This window comes from Citrobacter sp. Cf136 (genome assembly GCF_030333815.1).
Classification (GTDB): domain Bacteria; phylum Pseudomonadota; class Gammaproteobacteria; order Enterobacterales; family Enterobacteriaceae; genus Citrobacter; species Citrobacter freundii.
In genome coordinates this window covers 410610-435499 of record NZ_JAOWFE010000032.1, presented here as the reverse complement: position 1 = coordinate 435499, position 24890 = coordinate 410610, and the positions used below count along the sequence as shown (strand labels likewise).

Sequence of the window (24890 nt, the reverse complement as noted above, 5' to 3'; positions counted from 1 at the left end):
CTTCCTATTTTATTTTAAAATGCACTGTAAATTTTCCCGGTACTGCTCAAAAAAGTACCTTTCACTCGCATCCCGAGCATTACGAGAAAACGCATAAAAATTTTCACGATCATTAAGTAAAGTAATTATTTTATTAAGAATTTCGTCATGTCTATCATGAGATATAGTATAACCAAATGCTGATTTAATAATTTCTGCAGGGCCACCTGTAACGGGACCAATTGGGATCGCGCCGTTGGCCATCCCCTCTACCAATGTTAACCCAAACGTTTCTATCCACTCAGGTGTAGATAAATTTAATACAAAAGACGACATTTGATATAGTCCCCTTAAATTTTTTGGTCGATTATACATAGTCACATTTCGCGGTATCTCCCTCTCTTTCAAAAAAGAGTTGAACTGTGTTACAGAACAATTCAAAACCATATGAAAATTAATATCTTGACTCTTAACAATTGCCATTTTTGCAATTGCAAGGAAATCATCTAATCCTTTATAGGGAACGAGAGAGGACAAAAACAATACATTGCGCCCATGGTATTTCGCATCAATATCCAATTCATCTATAGGAGTAATAAGTGAGTTGCTTAGTGGATTATAGATCACATATTGATTAGTAATATTTTCTAATTTTTCTGTTTCAAAAAGATAGTTTGAAACAAAAATAGTTTCGCTAGCACATTTATTGATACAAAAACGAAGGAACTTTTTAAGTAATATCGGTTTTATAGATGTTTCATGAATATATACTGTTGTTCTGACTTTCATTATTCGCGCAGCAAACATTGCCCCAAATGGCAGCATTGTATTTACTATCACATGTTGTTCCTGAGCTTTATTAGCCTTTAAGAGGCGATAAAGCATATGAAAAATGATAATATTTGCAACTACAAACTGGTAAAGCTTAACAAATTTATTGCTGTTCGGTATATAACGAAATTGATGATATTCCACACCATCAATATCTGATAGCACACCTTCGCCATCGCTGGTAATCAAGTGTTTTTCAGAGGAAACAGTGCTGATCATCTCCCTCAATACTCGAGGGCTACCACTGAAGTCATTGTACAAGTGAACAAAATAGTAAAGAACAGGATTTTCTATACATTGAGCCATTAGCGATCTCTAATCAGTTTTGCTGGCACTCCGCCAATTAAAGAAAATGGAGGAAAAGACTTATGAACGACGGCTCCTGCAGCAACAACAGAACCCGTACCAATTGTGACATTACTTAGAATCGTAACGTTGCAGCCGATCCAAACATTATCTTCAATCGTTACATTACCTCTTACAACTCCTTGTTCTTTAATATTACGGGTTTTATCGGTGAAAATATGATTTTCACCGATAATTGTTAGATGAGGGCCAATAATAACATCATCCCCAATATGAATATACCCAGAGCAACCAATAAATGAGTTAATCCCTATAGCACTTCGATTACCAACCCAAAGCCCTTCTCCCTTCATTCCTCCATAATAGCCAGAAGGACGAATACTAGTTCCAGAACCAATAGTGCATTTCTCACCAATATTGATCCCTTTAGTACAGTCACACTGGATTATGACATTCTCCTCTATCTTTGTCATTTTACCAATTGATAGTTTTTTTCTATCACCAATAATTTTCACTCTGGAATGGAAAAATAAAGGATATGAATAGCGACCTCTGCGGCAAAATGTTTTCATGAATGCTCGAGAAAACATCATTAAAATTCGATATAATACTCGAAAATTATATGACTCATCGTTATACGCTAAAGATCTCAAAAATGTACGCATTATTTACACCGTTCTATATTATCTACCCTACTTTTAACCGACATTGCTATTATTGGCAACATGATAACAGCACTGACATTTTGAAAAAGCGCAACATACAGTATCAGTAACAAAAATATATATGATTGATTTCCATCTTTTGAAAGCACCGCAGAAATCTTGATGAGAAAATATAGTGCAATAACAAGACCAATATAGCCAGCCATATATATATACGCAATAACATTTGAATCAGGCCATTTTTCTAAACCAACCCCGGCAAAGCCAACTCCATGACCAAGTGGATTACTTTTAAGATCAGTTAAAACATCTGTCCATTGGGTTACTCTACCTAATGATGATAAGTCGCCGCTTAAATTAACAATGACAAATAATGTCCCAATAAAACCGATCAAAACGAGCAGTATGTAACTATAAGTTTTTAATTTATAATGCATTCTGATTTTGTATAAAAAAAGCAAACAGAAGAATAATACAGCAACAAGGAAGATGGTCCGGGTTCCTGATAGTAGTGCAGGGATAAGGGAAATCAACATCACTAGTATTTTGGAATTTTTAGAATAAACGCTAGAACCAACGAAAATGAAGAAACAAAAAAAAGCCAAAGATAGGGTATTACTAAAAAATCCAAACGGTCTTACAAAGCCTTCACGAAAATAGTCCCACTCATTCAACGCTAAATCCATATTCATGAATGAATCATAGAACCAAAAATCCTTTATCATATGATAATTATAATATTGATATAATGCGAATATAGCGTTTGGCAGAACAATCAATATAAAACAAGCATTAATATAGTTTTTTTTATTAACAAAAGCATCCGTCTGACAAATTGCGATGAGAAGAAGTAACATCGGCACATATGAATTAAAACCAATAAAATAATTGCTTAACCCATTATTCATTATGCCTAATACAGAGATAACTATCAGAATGGAAAGCGTCAGCAGGACTTGTTGATATTTATTATGATTCAAGAATAATCTTCCCATATAAATCATACACAATAAATACACTGCTATCTCTTTTGCATATCCAGATATAAGAACAATACTATGATTAACATAGTCTTTTGCTAATAAATAGATCCAATCATAGTAGCCATATAAACATGTTAACAGAACAAAAAACAGGGTAGTGTCTCGCTTGAGACCACTCAGTAACAAAGTAATTAATATGATTAAAAAGAAAACCACATCGAATATTTGTATTACTAGCATATATTATTTTCTCAATCTCAATGCTAAGCTTTTAAACGTTCGTACAAAAAATAATAAACCTTAGCTAAATAACCATGGATTATAGAACGTTTAAAGTTTATATAAATCGTTGCTTTTTTGCTATTAACATATCTAAAATTACTAAGTTTTTCTCTTTTACTTAATACAATGCCATCATCATACATTGACATATCATGCTCAAGTTTAGTATTAAGCACATTTACTGGGATATTTAGCTTGGATAAGTTAATAAAAAAATCAGTATCAATACCATATAAATTAAGCGACTCATCAAACAATGGACTGAATATATCACAAAGCTTTCGATTTATAACCATTCCACTAGTAATAGCCAATAGTTTCGGATGCAATCCAGGGTTTATGGAGTTAAGATGCTTACCAACAACAATACCCATCCTTGCAGGGCTCTTCAGTGCCCCATTAACATATATCTGAGGGATATGAACTAAATAATCCCTTTGAAGTTCTTGCTCCAACTCAGCGAAGTAAACTCTATTATATACAGTATCATCATCTGATATAATAATAAAATCTAATTTATTTTCATTAATAATCTTATTATAAACATAGCTTAACGGACAGTTCTTTTTTTCTGTGCGATAGGTGATGTTGTTATTAGTCGCATAATTTTGATTTTGTTCTAGTATCTTCTCATCATCGCTATTATCCCATACAATAACGTCAAAATTCTCAAATGTTCTCTGTGACTCTTTCACACTATTGACTGCAACATTAACTTCTAGCTTTTTATTGTATATGACAACAAGTAGTTTTAATATCATTTAATTTACCGTAAATATATTTACAATAGTGCAATAAAGACAACACCACCCTTTTATATTTTTTCTCAATGACCTACTAAGAACTTTACTTGATTAACAATTTTTGCTGTAATGAATTTTACCATTGCCCACGAAGTCGAAAATCTCAGCAATATACCATAGGGAGCATCAAATAAAGTTAAATGGTTGGGAATATTAGCAATGTGCTTATTTTCTAGAAAATGTTCATCTCCACTCCATTTTATAAAACTCTGACAAAGATTTTTTTTGCAAATAGTACCATCTAATGCCAAGAGAAAACGCTCTTTAACTTTATCGCTTGAATGAACCTCAATAGCCATATCCAGAACACGTCTAAATTCTCTATTATCAGATTTATGAAACCCCGTGAATTTTCTCATTTTAAATACTTCAATCGGTGTATAACCCTGAACTGGACTATGTAAACCAATGCAAAATTTCCCTTTAAAAAACTGTTCGGCGAAAGCCGAACCACCAGGCAAAGGATGACTATCGATATATCCCTTCGCTGAGTTAGTTAGGGATAGATACTCTTCATAACTAAGAGTTGAGTGAAGTACGATTCGACTTCTATATTTGAGTTTTGTTGCCCACCACCAATAGTCTCTATATTTACTAACACCTATGACATAAATTTTAGATTTACTATATTTATCAAGTATAGGGTGAATTATTTTTGTTATAGTCTCATTTCTAATAGGTTTATACTTAAAGCCAGCGGCAGCAGTTACTAACAAATCACCATTTGAAATCCCAGATGTCTGAAGATGTTTTTCGTTATCAATAATTGCAATATCAAGTGGGATACCTAGAAACGATTTTTCCGTTTTTAAATTCCTTAAGACATCAATCCGCCTACCAAATTCGCTGAGCTCAAACCAAAGATCAGCAATAGTTTGCCCAAAAGAAAAAGTATGATCTGCGTGATTCACGAAAAACACTTTCAACTTTGGATTATTTTTCTTTGCAATACCACATGAAATAACCGCACTGATATCATCAGGATGTATATTTAGTACAACTTTATTGTAATGTTGTATTTTTTCAACCAACCGATAAACATGCATCAAATAATTGTTTTTTGACACATATATACCTGTGATTTTATTAAAAAAAGTCTCCATTCTCGCTACCACGTCTGTATTATGTGGCATTCTGGTTATCAGTAAATCAGGTTTGTTTTCGCAGTATTGAGATAATCTCTCCATTAGTCGAGTGTGCCCACCGGTTAGGTAAGGTTCACTGACAACAAACAATTCGTTGGGGCTACAGCCTATGGTTTCATGCCATTTTTTAGAGTTATAGCATAAATCACACAATTCACTCTCAATATCAGCTAAACCATAAATTCCAACATTGTTAAACCACAGCAATGAACCGATTTTCTGAGCATTTTTAATAGACAGATTTAACTCTTTATCATCAAAAATATACTCATTTACTTTTGTTAACAAGAGATTTTTATTCATATTCTAGTTTTTACAAAGAAAGTTTTTAGAAAAAACAAACATAAACATCATCACAATCAAATATAGTGAATAGTTTGTCAAATATGCGTAATTAGCCCCTTGCACACCGAGTTGTCTCACAAAATATTGAGTAAATAAAACTAATGTTAAAGAGAAAAAAATTTCCGAAAAGATATATAGCTTTGTTTTAGCATTAGAAAGCATTGGATATGCAATAACCCAACTTATAATTTTTACGACATCTCCACAAAGTTGAACTAAAAACAAATCCCTTGCACCTTTGAACTCATCGGTGAAAAGAATCTTAATAACTAAATCACGAAAAAAAAATACAGCACCAGCACTCAATATCGCAAACGGAATTACGACCTTCAAAGTATTAATAATTTCCATCTGCATTTCGCTTCGTGAAGTCAAGGTAGCCAGTTTAGGCAAATAATAAGTTCCAAGCGCGATGGTCAATACTGAAAGATATGTTTCTGAAATACGCCATACAGCCTGCCATTGTCCTGCATCAACCCAACTTGTATTTGCAATAATTTCGTTACGCACAAAAATGAATGATATAGGTACAGTTAAAGCAGTTGTTACTGCCATGAGAATATAATTTCCCAAGCCGGACAAGTATTTTCGCTCTACTCTTCCCCAAAAATTATTAAAGTTAAACCATGGTTGCCTGAAGTTTAACGCCAACATAGCAATACCCACAATGGCATTCTGAAGAGCCGCAGCGACTAATGCTCCCTGAATACCATATCTAATAACCATGTAAACCATGACACCTGCAGTAACCAGTGTCGAAAACATACCTACCTTTATATATTGTCGATATTGCTGTTTTCCATTGATGATTGATGTTAGCAATGTACCTAAGGTCACTAAAGGCAATGAGCAAGCACAAAGAATAAGCAACCAGGCATACTCAGTATTGTCAAATAACCATCCCGATAGCATCGTTGAAAAACTAATGGTAATGGCAATCGCAAGTATGCTTATAACCAGAGCCCAGTGTACTGCGGCTCTCCACCATGGGGCACATGCTTCTGTGCCCTTAGGTGAAAATTCAGCTGTATACTTGATAATGCCATTACTCGTTGGGGCATTTACCAGACCATTAAGACTGGTAACCACACTTTGAATTTGCCCCAGCATGGCCATTCCTGATGGGCCAGTATAGATCGCAACTACTTTAGCAATTATGAAACCCATTAACATTTTGACTAATGTTAATGAACCAGTCATAGCTGTAACCTTTAGCAATTTCTTCATACAGAAAATTCATTCAAGGCTTCAATTACTTTTTCCACATCAAGATTGGACATTGTTGGATCCAGCGGTATTGACAATACCATATTGTGAAGGCTTTCAGTTGTTGGTAAATCAATATCATTCATCCACTCATAGGCCTTCTGTTTATGTGGCGGGATAGGATAATGAATTAAAGACTGGATATTATTTTTTGCTAACCAGGACTGTAACAAATCTCTGTATTCACATTTTACAACAAATAGATGCCATACATGTGCTGAGTCAATTGTAACAGCAGGAAGATGGATTAAAGGATTACTAATACCTTTAATATAAAGATTTGCTATCTCTTGTCTGCGAAGAGTTTCTTGGGGAAGATATTTTAATTTTACAGTTAACATTGCAGCTTGGATTTCATCTAGACGACTATTAACGCCTGCATATATATTTTCATATTTTTTTTGTGAGCCATAGTTTCTCAAGGCATAAAGCACATCAGCTAATTGATCATCATTGGTTGTAATTGCCCCTGCATCCCCCAATGCACCAAGATTCTTTCCCGGATAAAAACTAAATCCTGATGCAATCCCCCAATTACCCGACATTTTGCCATTAATATTTGCACCATGTGATTGAGCGCTATCCTCGACTACAAGCAAATTGAATTCATCTGCGATTTCCATAATCTCAGGCATTGGAGATAACTGACCATATAAATGCACTGGTAAAATAAGCTTAGTCTTATTTGTTATTGCTAACCTAACATTCTGAGGTGAAAGATTGTAAGTACTGGGGTCTGGCTCGACAAGTACAGGTTTCAAATTATTTGCAGTTATCGCAAGAATAGATGCGATGTATGTATTAGCCTGTACAATAACCTCATCGCCATCATTTATTTTACCCATCTCCTTCAGGGCTCGAAATATTAAAATTAGTGCATCCAATCCATTCGCAACGCCTATTACATGCTTAACGCCACAGTAATCAGAAAAATTTCTTTCAAATTTTTGTAACTCCTCGCCCATAATGTACCAACCTGAATCGATTACCTTCGAACAAGCATTTTTGAGTTCTTCATTGTACCTGGCATTTACTTCTTTCAAATTTAGAAAATTAATCATAATTAACCTGTCGTATTTAATTTGCTTTCTTTAAAAAATCATCATAATCACGAATGTAATCTTTCTCATCATAATGACTGTTGGCTAATATCATAAGGACACAATCACTCGAAAAATCATACATTTCACGCCATATGTACGATTCAATAAGAAGACCTTGAGCTGGATTATCAAGCACAACCTCTATGCGCTCTGTACCATCATCCAACAGAAAACGACAGGACCCCTTGACTGCAATTGCAACTTGCTTTAATTCTTTGTGAGCGTGAAAGCCCCTACGAACACCTTCTTTGGTATCAAAAATGTAGTAAACTCTTTTAATACTAAATGGTATATTATTTTCTTCTTCTAAAGCGACTAATGAACCGCGATCATCACCATGTTTCTGAAGTGGGATAAGATTTATTTTCATACTCCTTCCTTAGTATTTAATGAAGAAAAAGTTGAGCCGCGCTGATCTTTTTCTGAAATGATATAATCCATGGAAGGCCATTCTATTTTTAAATCTACATCATCCCATTTAATACAACGTTCATGATCCGGTGAGTAATACTCTGTAGTCTTATATAGAAATTCGGCATGCTCGCTAAGAGTAAGAAAACCATGAGCAAATCCAGGAGGGATCCAAAGCTGCTTATTATTCTCTCCTGATAGCACCACACCGAACCACTCGCCATAAGTAGGTGATTCTGTACGTATGTCAACAGCTACATCAAATACTTCCCCACTCACACACCTGACGAGCTTCCCTTGCTCAAACGGAGCTTCCTGATAGTGTAAACCTCGTAAGACACCTTTACTAGATTTGGACTGATTATCTTGCTTAAAACTAACGTCTGAGCTTATATATTTTTTGAATTCTTTATCATTATAACTTTCAAAGAAATATCCCCTCTCATCATGGAATACTCGAGGTTCAATAACCATAACGCCACTAAGTGGAGTGTTAATTATATTCATCAGTTCCTCTACTTTATTCTAGCAATACATAAAGTCATTTTCTCGATATTTTACGGAGCTATCTACTAATGCCTTACCAAGGTCATTTCGGATCTTAGCAAATAAACAACACTTAAAGTTAACTCATTCGAGAAAATTTTATCTAAAAAAACATGCCAATATAAGCATTGTCTGCGTTAATATGTCAACTTGATAATTTAATCAACTTAAACTATTTCTTTTCCCTATATTTTATCATGCTACTGTCACTTCCAATCATCTTGAAGTATTTACATAGCATTTTTTCGAGCATTTAGCCTAACATTAAAAGTTTCATATAAAATTATGTCTAATATTCGTAAAACACAAAGAACTAATGAAGCCTATCCCGAAGATTTATGTAACACATAATTATGAAAATGCTAAAATAGATTATTATTTATTCTCAATCATCTTTAAAAGATATTTCCCATAATTATTTTTCGCTAAAGGTTTAGCCAATTGAGCTATTTTCTCTGCATCAATAAACCCTTTGCGATATGCGATTTCTTCCGGACAAGAAACTTTCAATCCCTGACGCTCTTCAATTGTCGCAATAAAGTTACTTGCTTCGATTAAGCTCTGATGAGTACCTGTATCCAGCCATGCATAGCCACGTCCCATCATTGCAACAGATAACCGCCCCTGCTCCATGTAAATTCGGTTAATGTCTGTAATTTCCAACTCGCCACGTGCTGAAGGTTTTAAGTTCTTTGCCATTTCAACAACATCGTTGTCATAGAAATACAGCCCTGTCACCGCATAATTACTTTTTGGCTCAAGTGGTTTTTCTTCCAGGCTAATCGCTGTGCCATCCTTGTCGAACTCTACAACACCGTAACGTTCAGGGTCGTTTACATGATAGGCAAATACAGTTGCGCCACTTTCTTTATTTACGGCTGTTTCCATTAATCTAGGAAGATCATGGCCGTAAAAAATATTGTCGCCAAGCACTAAAGCACAATCATCATTACCGATAAACTCTTCACCAATAATAAATGCCTGAGCAAGGCCATCCGGCGTCGGTTGTACTTTATATTGCAGATTTAGTCCCCACTGACTACCGTCACCCAGTAACTGCTCAAATCGAGGGGTATCCTGTGGAGTACTAATAATCAGAATGTCACGAATCCCAGCTAACATCAGCGTGGACAGCGGATAATAGATCATTGGTTTATCATAGATCGGAAGCAATTGTTTACTAACAGCCATTGTCACCGGATAAAGACGTGTTCCAGAGCCACCAGCTAATATAATGCCTTTACGCGTTTTCATTTCATGATCTCTTTATATGTCAAAATGCCCATTAAAGGGCATTTAAAATAATTTTAAGCTGTCGTAGTTGTAAATAATTCAGCCAGCATACGTCTTACACCACTCTCCCACTCGGGTAATACCAGATCAAATTTGTTCTGGAATTTATCAGTGTTTAGCCGAGAGTTATTTGGTCGTCGCGCAGGGGTAGGATATGCACTGGTAGGAACGGCATTGAGCTTGTTAATAGCCAGTTTTATTCCCGCTTTACGTGCTTCATCGAATACCAGTGCTGCATAGTCATGCCATGTGGTCGTGCCACTAGCCACCAAGTGATACAGTCCTGCAACCTCAGGTTGTTTAAGCGCTACACGTATTGCATGAGCCGTACAGTCCGCTAGCAATTCAGCTCCTGTGGGCGCACCATACTGATCGTTAATCACCGACATTTCTTCGCGCTCTTTTGCGAAACGTAGCATGGTTTTTGCAAAGTTATTACCTTTACCCGCGTAAACCCAACTGGTGCGGAAAATTAAATGCCGGACACAATTATCCTGAAGCGCTTTCTCACCCGCCAATTTTGTTTCACCATAAACATTCAACGGTGCAGTAGCATCATCTTCACGCCATGGAGTTTCCCCAGTACCAGGAAAGACATAATCAGTCGAATAATGCACGACCCATGCCCCTGTTTCTGAAGCAGCTTTGGCGATAGCTTCGACACTTCGCGCATTGAGCAGTGTTGCAAACTCAACTTCTGACTCAGCTTTATCTACTGCCGTGTGCGCAGCCGCATTCACGATCACATCTGGGCGGATTCGACGTACGGTTTCCGCAACGCCCTCTGGGTTACTGAAATCGCCGCAATAATCTTTCGAGTGGACATCAAGCGCAATAATTTTTCCAAGAGGTGCTAATGCGCGTTGAAGTTCCCAACCCACCTGTCCATTTTTGCCAAAGAGGAGAATATTCATTACTGACGCTCTCCGTAATTCTGTTCAATCCAGGTTTTATAAGCGCCACTCTTCACATTCTCAACCCACTGGGTATTATTCAAATACCACTCCACCGTTTTACGGATACCGCTTTCGAATGTTTCCTGCGGTTTCCAGCCCAGCTCATCGCTGATTTTTGCTGCATCAATTGCATAACGACGATCGTGTCCAGGGCGGTCTGTGACGTAGGTCAGTTGATCGCGGTAAGACCCTTCTTTAGGCACAATCTCATCGAGCAGTTCGCAAATAGTATGTACTACATCCAGGTTTTTCTTCTCGTTATGCCCACCGATATTGTAGGTTTCACCGACTACACCCTGGGTCACCACGGTATACAGTGCTCGGGCATGATCTTCAACATAGAGCCAGTCGCGAATCTGATCGCCTTTACCATAGATTGGCAATGCCTTACCTTCCAGCGCATTAAGAATCACCAGCGGGATCAGCTTTTCAGGGAAATGATATGGCCCGTAGTTATTGGAGCAGTTGGTGACAATTGTTGGGAAACCATAGGTACGTAACCATGCACGAACCAGGTGATCGCTGGATGCCTTAGAAGCAGAATACGGGCTACTCGGCGCATATGCTGTCTTTTCCGTAAACAGAGGCAACACGCTACCGGCAGATACTTCGTCTGGGTGTGGCAGGTCGCCGTATACTTCATCCGTAGAGATATGATGGAAACGGAACGCCGCTTTCTTATCCGCATCCAGGGTGTTCCAGTAACTACGAGCGGCTTCCAGTAACACATAAGTACCGACGATATTCGTTTCAATAAACGCTGCCGGCCCCGTTATAGAGCGATCAACATGACTTTCTGCCGCCAGATGCATCACCGCATCTGGTTGATGAGTGGCAAAAATGCGCTCCATTGCCGCTTTATCACAGATATCCGCATGCTCGAAGTGATAGCGATGACTTTCGCTGACTTCAGAAAGGGACTCAAGGTTACCGGCATAGGTTAGTTTATCGACATTAATAACAGTATCCTGAGTATCTTTAATAATATGACGAACTACTGCAGATCCAATGAAACCCGCCCCACCAGTAACAAGTATTTTCACGTTTTAATTCCGAATATCGTTTATATGACTACTATTTAAATGCTGGTATACAATGCCTGCGTCTGGGTATTTACGCACGCTACCGCCCCTGGCCTTACAGCAACCAGAGCACCACTTGATGGATAAAGATGTAACCAGCCCCGCCAGCTTTCGCAAAGCACGCTAAATTCAAACGCTAATTGTCTTACCAAATGCAGTCGGAAACAAGGAAAAATCCAATCAAAAGAAGATTAAACTTAGTAGGTTAACTTCTTGTTATCCATTGTTTTTAAAATAAAAAGCGACAGTAACACCCCACAGCATAAAGCATAGACACAGGGATGTTAGCTGCCGCTATTTTTTCTGGCTTTCCGTAACAAAAGCTTGTAAATATCTACTCGCTAAGAAGCTTCTCAATGCTCTTACGGAACTTCGCGCCTTCTTTAAGGTTGCGCAGCCCGTACTTCACAAACGCCTGCATGTAACCCATTTTTTTACCGCAATCGTAGCTGTCACCGGTCATCAGCATGGCATCAACAGACTGTTTTTTAGCCAACTCTGCAATGGCATCAGTCAGTTGAATACGTCCCCAGGCACCTGGTTCAGTTTTTTCCAGTTCTGCCCAGATATCAGCAGAAAGTACGTAGCGGCCTACAGCCATCAGATCGGAATCCAGCGTCTGCGGTTGATCAGGTTTTTCAATGAATTCAACGATACGGCTGACTTTACCTTCGTTATCCAAAGCCTCTTTGGTTTGAATAACAGAGTATTCAGACAGATCGCCCTCCATACGCTTAGCCAGCACCTGACTGCGCCCGGTTTCATTAAAACGAGCAACCATAGCAGCGAGGTTGTAGCGCAGCGGATCCGCACTCGCGGTATCCAGAACAACGTCAGGTAATACCACGACGAACGGGTTATCACCAATGATAGGGCGAGCACAAAGAATGGAGTGACCCAGACCCAGTAATTGAGCCTGACGGACGTTCATGATAGTCACGCCCGGTGGACAGATAGACTGCACCTCGGCTAATAACTGGCGCTTAACACGCTGCTCAAGCAACGATTCGAGTTCGTAAGAGGTGTCGAAGTGGTTCTCAACCGCGTTCTTAGACGCATGAGTTACCAGAACGATTTCTTTGATACCTGCAGCTACAATTTCGTCGACAATGTATTGAATCATCGGCTTGTCTACGATCGGCAGCATCTCTTTAGGGATTGCCTTAGTGGCTGGCAACATGTGCATCCCCAGACCCGCTACCGGAATAACTGCTTTCAAATTAATCATTAAGTCATTCACCTATTCATTAGTTGCTGAATTATAGCTTTTTAGCTTGTTTTAGCCAGTATGAATTACATTGTACAGTTGCCGCGTATGTTACGCCGCTTATCTGTAGAATGCAGTAATCTTAAGCTCAAGTATGTGCGACTTGAGCCAGGAATGGTCGCAAAGTTACCTCCCCTGCCCCGGTAGTCGAAAATTCACCGCTTCTACATTCACTACCTGATGGTTTATACGGTCGATGTCAACTGAACTTTGCCCAGCTTCGTTTACTGCATGTACGTTGGCCAGTGAGAGTAATGTGTCCTGCCTGGCCATAAACTTACCGCGTACGTCCTGGCGCAGATCGAAGTGCATCTTAAGTGCGGGACCCGTAGCCGATTGCTGCATCACCCTGATGTTACGTAAAAAAAGGTGCTGCGGTTGGTTGTGCAACTCAAGCGTAGCACGCTTCATCTCCACGTTGGTGATGGCCACGAATGACGTTGCATTACCAGAGGAGATCTGAATTCCGCGTAATTTGTATTCACGTTTGGTGTTATCGAGATGGATATTATTTAGCTTAAAGTTTTGTGGAATGGATAAATATCGACCTTTGATAACGCCATAACCAATGAGCATACCTGCGCTGTTCTCCATATTGATATTATCGATCACGAAGTTATCACATCCATAAATAGCAACCGTCGCATTATCAATGCCAGCTTTCTTACTGAAATCCGGGGTGATATTTCGCGCGGTAATATTACGAATGATAAAATGCTTGCCGTTCTCCACATGAACTAACTGCCGACAGTCGGTACCGGTGATGTTCGCCACCACGAAGTTTTTTACCGCCAGTTCATCGGGATAGCTATTGTCATAGGTACTGCCCGCCAGCCCGATACCGATGCCCCAGTTCACATTGCCATTGGTACAGTTAATACGTTCAATGACATGGTCAGAAATGAGGATGTTGCTGTCGTTGATAGCCACATTCCACTCAATGGCATCTCCCTGTAGATCGCTAAAACGGCAGTTTGTAATCTTTACGCCATCCATTCGGTTATGAAAACCCTGACGCAAAATCCCATAGTTAGCGCGTGTGACAGTAATATCATCGATAATCAGATTACGCATCAGCCTTGAAGTTTTACCGCCGATATAGATTTGCGTCACCGGACCGAAACCGCTCATGGCAATCCTTTTTATTACACAGTCCGAACCACGCACATCCAGGGTAACGTTCTTCAGGCTCCCGCCCTGCTCGCCCACAACGTTGCATCCATCCTGCAGAATAAAGCGCCCACGACCATTGCCACTTATTCGCCCTTGTATGAAGAGCGTTTTGCCTGGCGGAATAACAATAGCAGTATTGAGATCCTTACATTCCAGGCCTTTTGGTACGACGACCATTTGCCCTTCTTTGAACGCCTGCCTGAAAGAGGCCACCCAATCCTGTGGGTTGTAATCCTGAATGTTGACGCTGCCCGATGATTCAAGCGCGCGAACAACGGGAGAATGCAGCATGACAAGCGCAGAGCCCGCCGTCAGAAAAGTTCGGCGTGAGAGTTTGTTCTCTGACATACAACCTCGATTTACATCGTTTGCAGCAGACTGGCTAACTGTTTATTGATAGCTAACTGATTAAATTCATTTTCAATTTTTTCACGCGCACACTGAACAATCGACTGTACCTGCTCACTGTCGAGCAGGCTAAATGCCGCTAAACGCTCTGCCAGTGCCTGCGCGTCGTTTTCCGGTGCCAGCCAGCCTGATTTACCCGACTCGACCAGCTCCGGGATCCCGCTGTGAACGGTGGAAATCACCGGAATACCCACCGCCATTGCCTCCATCAGTGCCACCGGGATCCCTTCCATATCGCCGTCTCTTCCGGTGATCGAAGGCAGCAAAAATACATCCGCCTGTTCAAGCATCTCCTTTACCTGATGACTGGGCTTAAAGCCGGGCATCTCAATAACGTCATCGAGTTGATATTGCTCGATCAGCGTACGTAAACGACGCTCCCAAGGGCCGATACCCAGAATTCGATAACGAAATGAAACGCCCTGCTCTTTTAACTGACGACAAGCTTCGATGGCGAGGTGCAGTCCTTTTTTCTCGGTTAACCGGGCAACAGAGATAATCTCCAGCGGTGTAGTTGGCGATTTCAACTGGCGTGGCGTAAAGCGTGTCATATCGATTCCCATACGCGAGACGGCAATTTTTTGCGGCGGGCATCCCATGTTTTTTAAACGTCCGGCCCAGAGATTGCTGATGGGCAACATTAAATCACCGCGTTGAAACAGCTGCTGATACTCGGGGGTATAGCGGGCCAAAACGCCCCGGTGCGAAACATCAACCCCATGAAATACCGTGGCGATTTTTCCGCGGATCATCCCAAGCTCACGCAGCTTGGCGGCCGTTACGCCTGCGGGCCCAAAATGAGCAATAAAGACATCCGCCTCAAACGCTTGCGGATTCCCGCCGCAAATAGCTGCCAAAATCAGATTGCGCGCCTCATCGCCATAGCGTGCAACATTGAGCGCTTTCCAGGTCGCTGCGCGGGTAATACCGTGCAGAGCCGCCGCTGCCCTATATTTCAGTTTCGCCAGTTTGCTTTCCGGTTCATTCAGCAACCAGCGAGTTTTTTCACCCAGACGGTAGGTATTAAAGGAGGCATGAGTATTTTCAAGATCGCCCTTCTGCAAAGCGACAATCTCCACGTCGTAGCCCATATCGATAAATGCGGTTATCTGATTGAGTACAAATGTCTCGGAGGAGAGCGGAAATTTAAGCAGGAAAAAACCAATCTTCATTTATCCCCCTCAATACGCGTTAAAACCGACTGCACCATACGTACCCCACGTTCGCGTTCGCGCATAACCGCGTCGCCGAGACGTATGCGCAGCTCAGGTAACTGTCCGAGAGTATCGGCAACCTTCCCTTCGAGACCGCCATCGAGAAGATGACGAATATCAACAGCCATCTCCGGTAACCCCAGTTGTTGCATGATCCCGGCCGATTTGTGCTCGTAGTTAATGGCGATGGCAGGCGTCATAAAATTCATCGAGATGATGGCAGAATGCAAGCGAGTCCCCACCGTCAGATCGCAGGCGCCCAGAATCTTCCCCATCTCCAGATCGTTAAGTTCATCCATCACCACGTGATATCGGGCCGGATCGTTAACATACTGGCGCAGGTTTAACGCCACCATGCGGTCATCTTTGTTGTAACTATCAATACCGGTGCAAGTTGACAGCGCTATCACCTGGTAACCTTCGTCGAGGATGCGGTTCACCACCCCGGAAAAGGCTTGCTCATAGGCCTGCTGCGTTGTCCCCAGACGCTTATCAAAAGGAGCCAGCTCACGCAATGTAATGGCAACGGTCTTCTGTTTAGCCGCCATGTCTAACCAGTGCTGTACCGCATAACCTGGTTCAAAATCCTCATGATGGTTGTCAACCAGCCAGGCCGTATCCACGCCAGTTTCGACTTTATCCGTGGTAATTGCGCTGCGCTTCATCAGATCCAGACTGACGGATTCACGTAAAATCAGCGCATTACAGTGACCAAACACGTAGTTCGCCAGTTGATTAAACTGCTCATCCTGGAATGGCCCCACGCTGTGACCAATCATGTACAGCGGTTTTTTCGCCATAAACGAACACAGGGCATGTTCAAACTGCGGCACGCCATACAGATCGACAAAGAACGATCCGCCGACCTGGATGATGGCGTCATAGCGCGACAGCAGACGGACAAAATCGGTAAAGCCCTGAGCGATAGCGATATTGCGCAGATTACCGGAATCGGTAACACGCGAGAGCAGTACCTGATGCTGATAGCGACGACGCAGCACTTTCTTCACGCGCCCCATAACCCCTGCTGCGTTGTTATGTTGCTTCATCTGCAAATACAGCGGGTCGCCCATCACCGGGCGGTTTAGCAACCACGAAGAGCTCACCGGGTAACGGCTCATCACATCCACTTCGGTCTCGGGACGCAACGCGTTAATGGCATCCAGCAAACCGCGCAGGATCGCGCTATCCCCTCGGTTCCCGCAGGTATGGTTGCCTAAAATTAGTAATTTCATTATGACCTCTTAAAACGTTGTCTTATCCCGCACGGAGCAAGGTTTTCATTTTTTCACTGCGACAGAGTTGGCGTTTTATTTCCACCACCAGCGGATGGCGCGACAGCACAATCATTAGCGCAAACACCAGTGCTCCTGCCGCTATCTGGATCCCCAGCAGCGCGCTTAATGGCACCAGGTTACGCAGGGTTAAGCCCAACGCATAGCTCACCACAAGGGTTGGTAAGGAGAGATACAACGGCAGCCACAGGCTGAGCATGTACTGACGGTAGCTGGAGCCAAGAACAGGTTTGATCATCACGAAGTAGCTGAGGATCGTGTTAATCACCTGGACCAACAGAAAGCCCAGCGTCACGCCAATCGCCCCCGCCAGATGACCGCCAATGAAAATGGCAGGAATAAACAGAAAGGTTTTGAACACATTGAATTTGAAGCTGATATCGACCCGGGCTTTCGCCATCAAAAGCGATCCTATTGGATTCCCCACGGATCGCAGCAAACCCACAATGCACAATAGTTGCAGGACCGGAATAATGCCGTTCCACTTATCGCCGAATACCAGCGGCACCACGTTATTCGACACCACCATCAGTCCCAGTAGCGCCGGGAAGTTGATAATCCCAACCACTGACAGCAACTTGTAAAAATTCACTCGTAGTTTTTCGCTGTCGTCCTGGATTTTGGCAAACGCCGGAAACAGCACGCGGGTGATAATCGGGTTCAGTTTGATCGGCGGGACAACCGCCACGTTCCAGGCGAGATTGAATCCGCCCGCCACGCCAGCTCCCAACGTGCGAGCTAAAACCAGCGTGGAAAGGTTGGTATTGATGTAATTGATGATGCTGTCTGCCGTCAGCCATGCGCCAAAACGCAGGTTCGACGAAACGGATGCCAGCGAAAAATGCAGCCCGGGTCGGTAAATCCGGCGGCCAAAATAGCCGAACAGCAGCGTACGTAGCGTACTATTCACCAGATACCCAAGAATGGCCGTCAGCGCGAGCGGCCAGAAATGGGCGCTGACCACGGTAAAGGTAAATCCAGCCAGCACCGAACTGGTTTCAATCATGCCAATTTTGTTGAAGGCCAGCTCTTTTTGCATCAGCGCGCGAAACTGCTGCCCGTGCGGTATCACCACAAACGCCAGTGATAAGGTTTTGATGAGCGGAGCCAGTTCTGGGTTATTGAGCACATGGGCAATCGTCTCGCTCAGCAGAAACATCGCCACGCATACCGCGATACCCAGCCCAACGTTTAGCCAGTACAGCGTCGTCAGCTCCAGATAACCAATCTCTTTGCGTTGAATAATTGAGTTGGCGATACCGAAATCCGACAGCGTATCGGCCAGCGCTATGATCACCAGCGACACGGTTAACAACCCGAACTGGTGGTTATCAATAATTCGCGCCAGGACAGTCATCTGAATAAGTCCGAGCCCAATAATGATCACCGTGGCAATCGCCGACCACTTTGCGCCATTAAGCGTTTTTTCTCGTAAGCTCATGTTAATACGCCGCTTTGTTAACAAAGCCTTTGAATATCGTCAGAAAAACAATTTTGATATCGAACCACACGCTCCACTCGCGAATGTATTCGAGGTCAAACTCCACACGTTTCTCCATTTTTTCCAGCGTATCGGTTTCACCGCGCCAGCCGTTGATTTGCGCCCAGCCGGTAATACCCGGTTTCACCTTATGGCGTAACATGTATCCCTCAATCAGTTGGCGGTACTGTTCGTTATGCGCCACCGCATGCGGACGTGGTCCGACGATAGACATCCCCCCGGTGAGCACGTTAATAAACTGCGGCAGTTCATCAAGCGACGTCCGACGCAGGAAATTTCCCACAGGGGTAACGCGCGGATCGTTTTGCGTGGCCTGCGTCACCACCGCATCGTTTTCCATCACTTTCATTGAGCGAAACTTCCAGACTTTGATCGGCTTCCCATCCATGCCATAGCGAGTCTGGCGGAAAATCACCGGTCCTTTGGAGGTCAGTTTTACCAGTAGTGCTATGCCACACAGCACCGGGGAAATAAGTAGCAGGATCAGTGAAGCCAGCACGATATCTTCCGCGCGTTTTAACAGACGATTAATCCCCGAGAGTGGCGTGTCATACAGCGGCACCACCGGAATGCCGTTCATCTCTTCAATCCGGGAATGCAGAATGTTGAAGGTAAAGACATCAGGAATAAGGATCACTGAACAGGTGGTATCGGCCAGCTCGCGCACCAATTTTTTGACGCTGGCACCATCGCTCATCGACATGGCGATATAAACGTTATGAATGCGTGAGGCTTTGGCGTCATCCACCAGTTGTTGCAGATTACCGGCCCAGTCGCGGGAGTTTTTTCCAGGGATAGGGTCGTGATAGACCCCCGCTACTTCAAACCCCAGCCACGGTTCATGGCGAAAACTGTCCAGCAGCATTTGTCCAGCTGGCAGGTCCCCTGCCACCGCCACCCGACGAGTGTTGTACCCGCGATTACGCAGCCATCCCGCGCCGTAGCGAATAAACGAACGACTCAACACCAGGCCAACGCTGGATAGCAGATACCACGCCAGCCAGACGGCGAGACGGTTATCAAAATCGTCATTAAAGGCGATCAGACCTGCGCAAAAAATCAGGCTCAGCGTCCAGTTTTGCAGCAACAGCACCAGCTCAGTGGTCATTTTGACACCACGCCAGGATCGATAAAAATCCGTTATGCCACCGAGCATCTGAAAAACGACCAGCGTGATCAACGCCACCAGCAGGTGCATGTACAGGAAAGGCAAACCGCTTAATTCGCAGATTACCCACAACCCGCCAAACATGATGGTGATATCTGAAAAGCGTTGCACCATCGAAATTAACGACGCATTGGTTTTGGCGCGCTCGCGCTTCTTTAGATGTGTCATCGTGGTTCCTGTTAGTCACCCTTTGCCCAGAATCGGGCAAAGGAAGCACCAGCATTACTGATTCAGTAACGCCAGAAGAGTGCGCGTTCGCGCTTCCATCAACGGAATATCTCCGCGCGATTCCACGTTCAGGCGCACCACCGGTTCGGTATTGGAAGAGCGTAAATTGAAGCGCCAGTCGACAAACGACATGCTGATACCGTCCGTTCTGTCTACCGTCAGTGCCTCACGGGAAAAATGCTGCTCCACGCGCGCAATCGCTGCCGCCGGCTCAGCCAGCGTACTGTTTATTTCACCACTCGCCGGGTAGGCCACCATCCGGTCGCGGACCAGTTCGCCCAGCGACTGTCCTTTCAGACACAGCAGTTCCGCCACCAGCAGCCACGGGATCATTCCGCTGTCGCAATAGGCAAAATCGCGGAAATAGTGGTGCGCGCTCATTTCGCCACCATAAATGGCATCTTCGTGGCGCATCCGCTCTTTGATAAACGCGTGCCCGGTTTTTGACATCACCGGTTTACCGCCTGCCGCCGTCACCACGTCCACGGTGTTCCAGGACAGGCGCGGATCGTGGATAATCTTCGCCCCCGGATTCTTCTCCAGAAACGCCTCCGCCAGCAGGCCGACAATGTAGTAGCCCTCAATGAACTGACCTTTTTCATCGAACAGGAAGCAGCGGTCAAAATCACCGTCGAAGGCAATCCCCATATCCGCGCCGTGTTCAATAACCGCGTTGCGCGTGTCAGCCCGACATTCCGGCAGCAGAGGATTGGGAATACCGTTGGGGAAGTTGCCATCCGGCGTATTGTGGATTTTGATAAACTCGACCGGCACGCCCAATGTTTTAAAACGGGCTTCAATGGCGTCCACTACAGGGCCTGCCGCGCCGTTACCGGAATTGAGCACCAGCTTCATCGGTTTCAGATTGGCGGGATTGATGTAACCCAGCAGGTGGTCAATGTAGGCATCACGGGTAGTAATACGCTGGTAGCGGCCACGTTTTGTCTCATCAACCGCCGGGAAGTCGTTGGCTTCCGCCAGGCGCTGTACGTCGCGCAGACCGGTATCACCGCTGATGGGCCGTGCCCCTTCCCGCACCAGCTTCATGCCGTTGTAATCCATCGGATTATGGCTGGCGGTCACTTCAATACCGCCGTCAATACCCAGGTGGAAGGTGGCGAAATAAATCTCTTCGGTACCCGACATGCCAATATCCAGCACATCCACCCCCGCATCCTGTAGTCCTTTCGCCAGCGCCAGCTTTAGCGTCTTGCTGGTCAGGCGCACATCACCGCCGAGGACAATCGTTTTTGGCTTCAGGAACTCACCGTAAGCGCGGCCAATACGCCACGCGATATCTTCATTCAGCTCTTCGCCCAGCCTGCCGCGAATATCGTAGGCTTTGAAACAGGTTAATTTCGTCATGATTTACCCTTCTTCAGGCAACAGGAGGCCCTGACTCTTAATGAGCCTTTTAATGAGTGTTAAATGCATTTCCCGCCGTGCTTCGCTTACCGGGCCTACGGTGCTGTAGGCTGGATAAGCGCAGCGCATCCGGCATCAGGTACGCCCGTATCTGTCCGCAAACCGCACCACATCATCCTCATCGAGGTAAGATCCGGAGCGCACTTCAATCAGATCGAGCGGGATTTTCCCGGGATTCTCCAGACAATGGGTCGCCCCAAGCGGAATATAGACAGACTCGTTTTCAGCGAGCAGTTTGATGTCATCATTGATCGTCACTTTCGCGGTACCGGCCACCACTACCCAGTGTTCAGCCCGGTGATGATGCATCTGCACGGACAATCCCTCACCGGGTTTAACGGTAATTCGCTTCACCTGGTAACGGTCTCCGGCATCAATGGAGTCGTACTTGCCCCACGGACGGTAAACTTCACGGTGAATATGGTGTTCATGTCGTCCGTCAGCTTTAATTTGCTCCACCACTTTTTTGACGTCCTGCACCGCGTTGCGATCGGCGATCAGCACCGCATCTTTGGTCTGCACCACCACCAGATCCTTCACCCCGACGGTCGTCACCAGGCCAGATTCGGCATACACGTAGCTGTTCTCCGTTTTGTGGCTAATGACGTCGCCATGATGCACATTGCCTTCGGCGGTATGGGCGCTGATTTCCCACAGCGATGACCAGGAGCCAACATCGCTCCAGCCTGCGTTCATGGGCATTACCACCGCATCGGCCGTACGTTCCATTACCGCATAGTCCACAGACTCTTCCGGACAGTCGAGAAACGCCTGTTCATCAACGCGGATAAAATCGAGATCGGGGTCGACCGTACTCATGGCATTCGCACAAGCCTCAAGAATGTCGGGGCGGTACTTTTCCAGTTCTTCCAGGTAACGTCCGGCGCGGAACAAGAACATGCCGCTGTTCCAGTAGTAATCGCCGTTCGCCACATAAGCCTGCGCGGTTTCCAGATTGGGTTTTTCAACAAACTGCGCCACTTCGAACGCCACGGCGTCGGTATTCGTTGGCGAAACCACGCCACGGCGGATATAGCCATAGCCCGTTTCCGGCTGGTCCGGCACGATACCAAACGTCACCAGCTTACCCGCACTGGCATAGGGCATAGCATTTCGAACCGCCTCGCGAAATGCCTCTTCGTCGGCAATCATGTGATCGGCCGCCAATACCAGCAGCAGCGGATCTTCCTCCGGGCTTTGACGTTTTGCCGCCAGTGCGGCCAGCGCTATCGCCGGTGCCGTGTTACGTCCGGCGGGTTCGAGAATAATGTTCTCAGTCAGCTTGTGCAGTTGCCGTAGCTGTTCCGCGACGATGAAACGGTGTTGTTCATTACAGATAACCACCGGGCTTTCACACTCCACGCCATTCAGACGACAGATCGTTGTCTGCAGCATGGTGAGATCGCCTTTCAGGCACAGGAACTGCTTTGGATACAATACGCGGGACAGAGGCCATAAACGGCTACCCGAGCCACCGGCCATCACTACCGGAAAGAGTTTGCTTTGACTCATCATTAACCCCGAATATCAGCAATAAATTGGCTAAGCACGTTATCTTTATCCAGCGTGCGTTCGGCATAGTCACGTGCCACCGTATTGACTTTTGGCATCCTCAACGCTTGTTGGATACCGCAAACCAGCGCATTTACCGATTCCGGCTCCACGCATACAGCGATGCCTGGAACAATGTTACAGAGCTGCCCCAGCTCGGTTTCCGGCTCGGCGGTAATCACAGCGTTACCACCAACGGCGAGGATATTGGTCAGTTTGGAGGGCAGTACGGCATCCGCCGCACCGCGCTTTTGTACCACCAGATGACAGTCCGCCATTTTGAGCAGTGCAGGCAGCGCGTCATAAGATTGCAGCGGAAAGAACATCACATTGTTCAGGCCGCGTTCGCTGGTCATGTTCTCCAGCCGCGCTTTACCCCCGCCCTGCCCGACAATCACAAACAGCCAGGGCCGCTCGCTCAACAGGGCCGCTGCGTCGATCACACTCTCCAGTCCTTGCTTTTCACCAATATTGCCAGAGTAGAGAATGATTTTTTTTCCATCAGGCAAGCCCAGCTGCTGGCGCAACGCCAGAGCATCGGCGGCGTCCACATCGCGAAAACGCGCTACTTCTGACCAGTTCGGAAAGAAAATAACCTTCTGTGCATCAACGCCCTTTTCCTGTGCTTTATTCATCATTGAGCGAGAAATGGTCGAAATATGATCCATATTCAACAGCCCACTGCGCTCAAAAGCGCTGGCCAGTTTTGCCACCATACCGCGCTTGCCTTTGCCCGCCATGCCAAGTCCCAACATGGCATCAACTTCGTAATCCTGAATATGCAGCAGCGTGCGCGCCCCGGACAGCTTCGCCAGCAGGCGCATTCCCGGCGTACAAAACAGCGTCGGTACTACCCCAATGATGCGATCCGGCTTCCAGCGGCGCTGCGCCAGCAGCGGGAAGAAACTGCTCAGGGCGAAACTGCCTAAATGCAGTAGACGCTTGAGCGTGGAGGGCTGCTCAGGCACATACAGCGGGCAACGCCAGACGATGGCATCGCCCTCTTCACGACGGTAGCGCCAGGATGAATAGCGACCGTTGACTTTCCACTGCGGATAATAAGGCGGCGCAGTGATCACCCGTACGTCATGCCCCTGTTGCGCCATCCACGCCACCATTTCACCGGTGTATTTACCGATACCGGTCAACTCCGGCGAATAGTTGATGCCATACACAAGGATCTTCATAGCCCGGGTGCTCCGGCCTGACTCTTCTCACAGAAGTAAGCCCGGCTGTTGTCGTGCACGTGGTCACTGACCAGAATCTCTTCAATTGCCAACCAGCGGTACGCGTCATGTTGAACGTCAGGCAGTTGCAGGTCGTTTTCCGACACCCGCAGACGAAATCCCAGCACGATGTAATGCGTTGAGAAATCTTCCCCGGAAAAGTTGTCGTCATAGAAGTGCTGCCAGACACCGTAAAACTGCGCAGCGGACAGCGGTAAACGTAATCCCAGCTCAGCTTCAGTAAGCCGCTCAAAGGCCGCGTGCAACGGTTCATCTTTTTGCACCCGACCGCCGGGCACAAACCAGTACCCCTGCGCAGGACGATTGAGGCGCTTGCCAAGCAGAAATTCACCGTGGGCGTTTTCCACGATCAAATCGATGGAAATCAGCGGAGTTGAACGTACAACGGTGGCAAAATCCTCATGACGTAAAAACATG

22 protein-coding genes are annotated in these 24890 nt (G+C 44.8%); all 22 read right to left on the bottom strand.

Annotated elements, in window-relative coordinates:
• Positions 1-9: 9 nt before the first annotated feature.
• The 22 genes from OGV98_RS06290 to OGV98_RS06185 all read right to left on the bottom strand — a co-directional run bounded on the left by OGV98_RS06290 (position 10) and on the right by OGV98_RS06185 (position 24889).
• Positions 10-1029: a glycosyltransferase family 4 protein gene (locus OGV98_RS06290; protein WP_202581173.1), complete on the bottom strand. Its 1020-nt coding sequence runs from the start codon at positions 1027-1029 to the stop codon at positions 10-12.
• Positions 1030-1115: 86 nt separating this feature from the next.
• Positions 1116-1688 carry an acyltransferase gene (locus OGV98_RS06285; RefSeq protein WP_213747798.1) on the bottom strand — a complete coding sequence of 191 codons (573 nt, stop codon included), beginning with the start codon at positions 1686-1688 and terminating at the stop codon, positions 1116-1118.
• A gap of 92 nt (positions 1689-1780) precedes the next feature.
• Positions 1781-3004: an O-antigen ligase family protein gene (locus tag OGV98_RS06280; protein WP_138828689.1), complete on the bottom strand. Its 1224-nt coding sequence runs from the start codon at positions 3002-3004 to the stop codon at positions 1781-1783.
• Positions 3005-3027: 23 nt separating this feature from the next.
• On the bottom strand, positions 3028-3807 hold the full coding sequence (locus tag OGV98_RS06275; RefSeq protein WP_138828690.1) for a glycosyltransferase family A protein: 780 nt from the start codon (positions 3805-3807) through the stop codon (positions 3028-3030).
• 65 nt (positions 3808-3872) lie between these two features.
• Positions 3873-5297, bottom strand: a complete 1425-nt coding sequence (locus tag OGV98_RS06270; RefSeq protein WP_202581172.1) for a hypothetical protein — start codon at positions 5295-5297, stop codon at positions 3873-3875.
• Positions 5298-5300: 3 nt separating this feature from the next.
• Positions 5301-6566, bottom strand: coding sequence for an O-antigen translocase (locus OGV98_RS06265; protein WP_032941354.1), 1266 nt, complete (start codon positions 6564-6566; stop codon positions 5301-5303).
• Complete coding sequence (locus OGV98_RS06260) at positions 6563-7666, bottom strand: DegT/DnrJ/EryC1/StrS family aminotransferase (protein WP_003842215.1); 1104 nt, start codon at positions 7664-7666, stop codon at positions 6563-6565. Before OGV98_RS06260 ends, OGV98_RS06265 begins: the two co-directional genes overlap by 4 nt.
• 16 nt (positions 7667-7682) lie before the next feature.
• The gene (locus OGV98_RS06255) at positions 7683-8078 is read right to left on the bottom strand and encodes a sugar 3,4-ketoisomerase (RefSeq protein WP_003842218.1); all 396 of its coding nucleotides are present in this window, start codon (positions 8076-8078) and stop codon (positions 7683-7685) included.
• A complete protein-coding gene (rfbC, locus tag OGV98_RS06250) occupies positions 8075-8626 on the bottom strand; it encodes a dTDP-4-dehydrorhamnose 3,5-epimerase (protein ID WP_032941356.1) in 552 nt (183 codons plus the stop codon). The genes OGV98_RS06255 and rfbC overlap by 4 nt, the downstream gene beginning before the upstream one ends.
• Before the next feature lie 414 nt (positions 8627-9040).
• Positions 9041-9919 carry a glucose-1-phosphate thymidylyltransferase RfbA gene (gene rfbA / locus OGV98_RS06245; RefSeq protein WP_138828692.1) on the bottom strand — a complete coding sequence of 293 codons (879 nt, stop codon included), beginning with the start codon at positions 9917-9919 and terminating at the stop codon, positions 9041-9043.
• Between the two features lie 53 nt (positions 9920-9972).
• Positions 9973-10872, bottom strand: a complete 900-nt coding sequence (gene rfbD, locus OGV98_RS06240; protein ID WP_003841822.1) for a dTDP-4-dehydrorhamnose reductase — start codon at positions 10870-10872, stop codon at positions 9973-9975.
• On the bottom strand, positions 10872-11957 hold the full coding sequence (gene rfbB / locus OGV98_RS06235; RefSeq protein ID WP_138828693.1) for a dTDP-glucose 4,6-dehydratase: 1086 nt from the start codon (positions 11955-11957) through the stop codon (positions 10872-10874). The genes rfbD and rfbB overlap by 1 nt, the downstream gene beginning before the upstream one ends.
• A 373-nt stretch (positions 11958-12330) precedes the next feature.
• Entirely contained in the window at positions 12331-13224 is an 894-nt protein-coding gene (gene galF, locus OGV98_RS06230; protein WP_138828694.1) for a UTP--glucose-1-phosphate uridylyltransferase GalF, read from the bottom strand.
• Positions 13225-13389: 165 nt separating this feature from the next.
• Complete coding sequence (gene wcaM, locus OGV98_RS06225; RefSeq protein WP_210943425.1) at positions 13390-14784, bottom strand: colanic acid biosynthesis protein WcaM; 1395 nt, start codon at positions 14782-14784, stop codon at positions 13390-13392.
• An 11-nt stretch (positions 14785-14795) separates the two neighbouring features.
• A complete protein-coding gene (wcaL, locus tag OGV98_RS06220) occupies positions 14796-16016 on the bottom strand; it encodes a colanic acid biosynthesis glycosyltransferase WcaL (RefSeq protein ID WP_139935543.1) in 1221 nt (406 codons plus the stop codon).
• Positions 16013-17293, bottom strand: coding sequence for a colanic acid biosynthesis pyruvyl transferase WcaK (wcaK, locus tag OGV98_RS06215; protein ID WP_003841813.1), 1281 nt, complete (start codon positions 17291-17293; stop codon positions 16013-16015). Before wcaK ends, wcaL begins: the two co-directional genes overlap by 4 nt.
• 22 nt (positions 17294-17315) lie before the next feature.
• Complete coding sequence (gene wzxC, locus OGV98_RS06210) at positions 17316-18794, bottom strand: colanic acid undecaprenyl disphosphate flippase WzxC (protein ID WP_044711319.1); 1479 nt, start codon at positions 18792-18794, stop codon at positions 17316-17318.
• A 1-nt stretch (position 18795) separates the two neighbouring features.
• Entirely contained in the window at positions 18796-20190 is a 1395-nt protein-coding gene (gene wcaJ, locus OGV98_RS06205) for an undecaprenyl-phosphate glucose phosphotransferase (RefSeq protein WP_174500786.1), read from the bottom strand.
• A 54-nt stretch (positions 20191-20244) separates the two neighbouring features.
• Positions 20245-21615, bottom strand: coding sequence for a colanic acid biosynthesis phosphomannomutase CpsG (gene cpsG / locus OGV98_RS06200; protein WP_016150601.1), 1371 nt, complete (start codon positions 21613-21615; stop codon positions 20245-20247).
• 135 nt (positions 21616-21750) lie between these two features.
• Positions 21751-23187, bottom strand: a complete 1437-nt coding sequence (cpsB, locus tag OGV98_RS06195; protein WP_202581322.1) for a mannose-1-phosphate guanyltransferase — start codon at positions 23185-23187, stop codon at positions 21751-21753.
• A 2-nt stretch (positions 23188-23189) separates the two neighbouring features.
• The gene (gene wcaI, locus OGV98_RS06190) at positions 23190-24413 is read right to left on the bottom strand and encodes a colanic acid biosynthesis fucosyltransferase WcaI (protein WP_003844321.1); all 1224 of its coding nucleotides are present in this window, start codon (positions 24411-24413) and stop codon (positions 23190-23192) included.
• Positions 24410-24889 carry a GDP-mannose mannosyl hydrolase gene (locus OGV98_RS06185; RefSeq protein WP_054528560.1) on the bottom strand — a complete coding sequence of 160 codons (480 nt, stop codon included), beginning with the start codon at positions 24887-24889 and terminating at the stop codon, positions 24410-24412. Before OGV98_RS06185 ends, wcaI begins: the two co-directional genes overlap by 4 nt.
• Between the last annotated feature and the right edge of the window lies 1 nt (position 24890).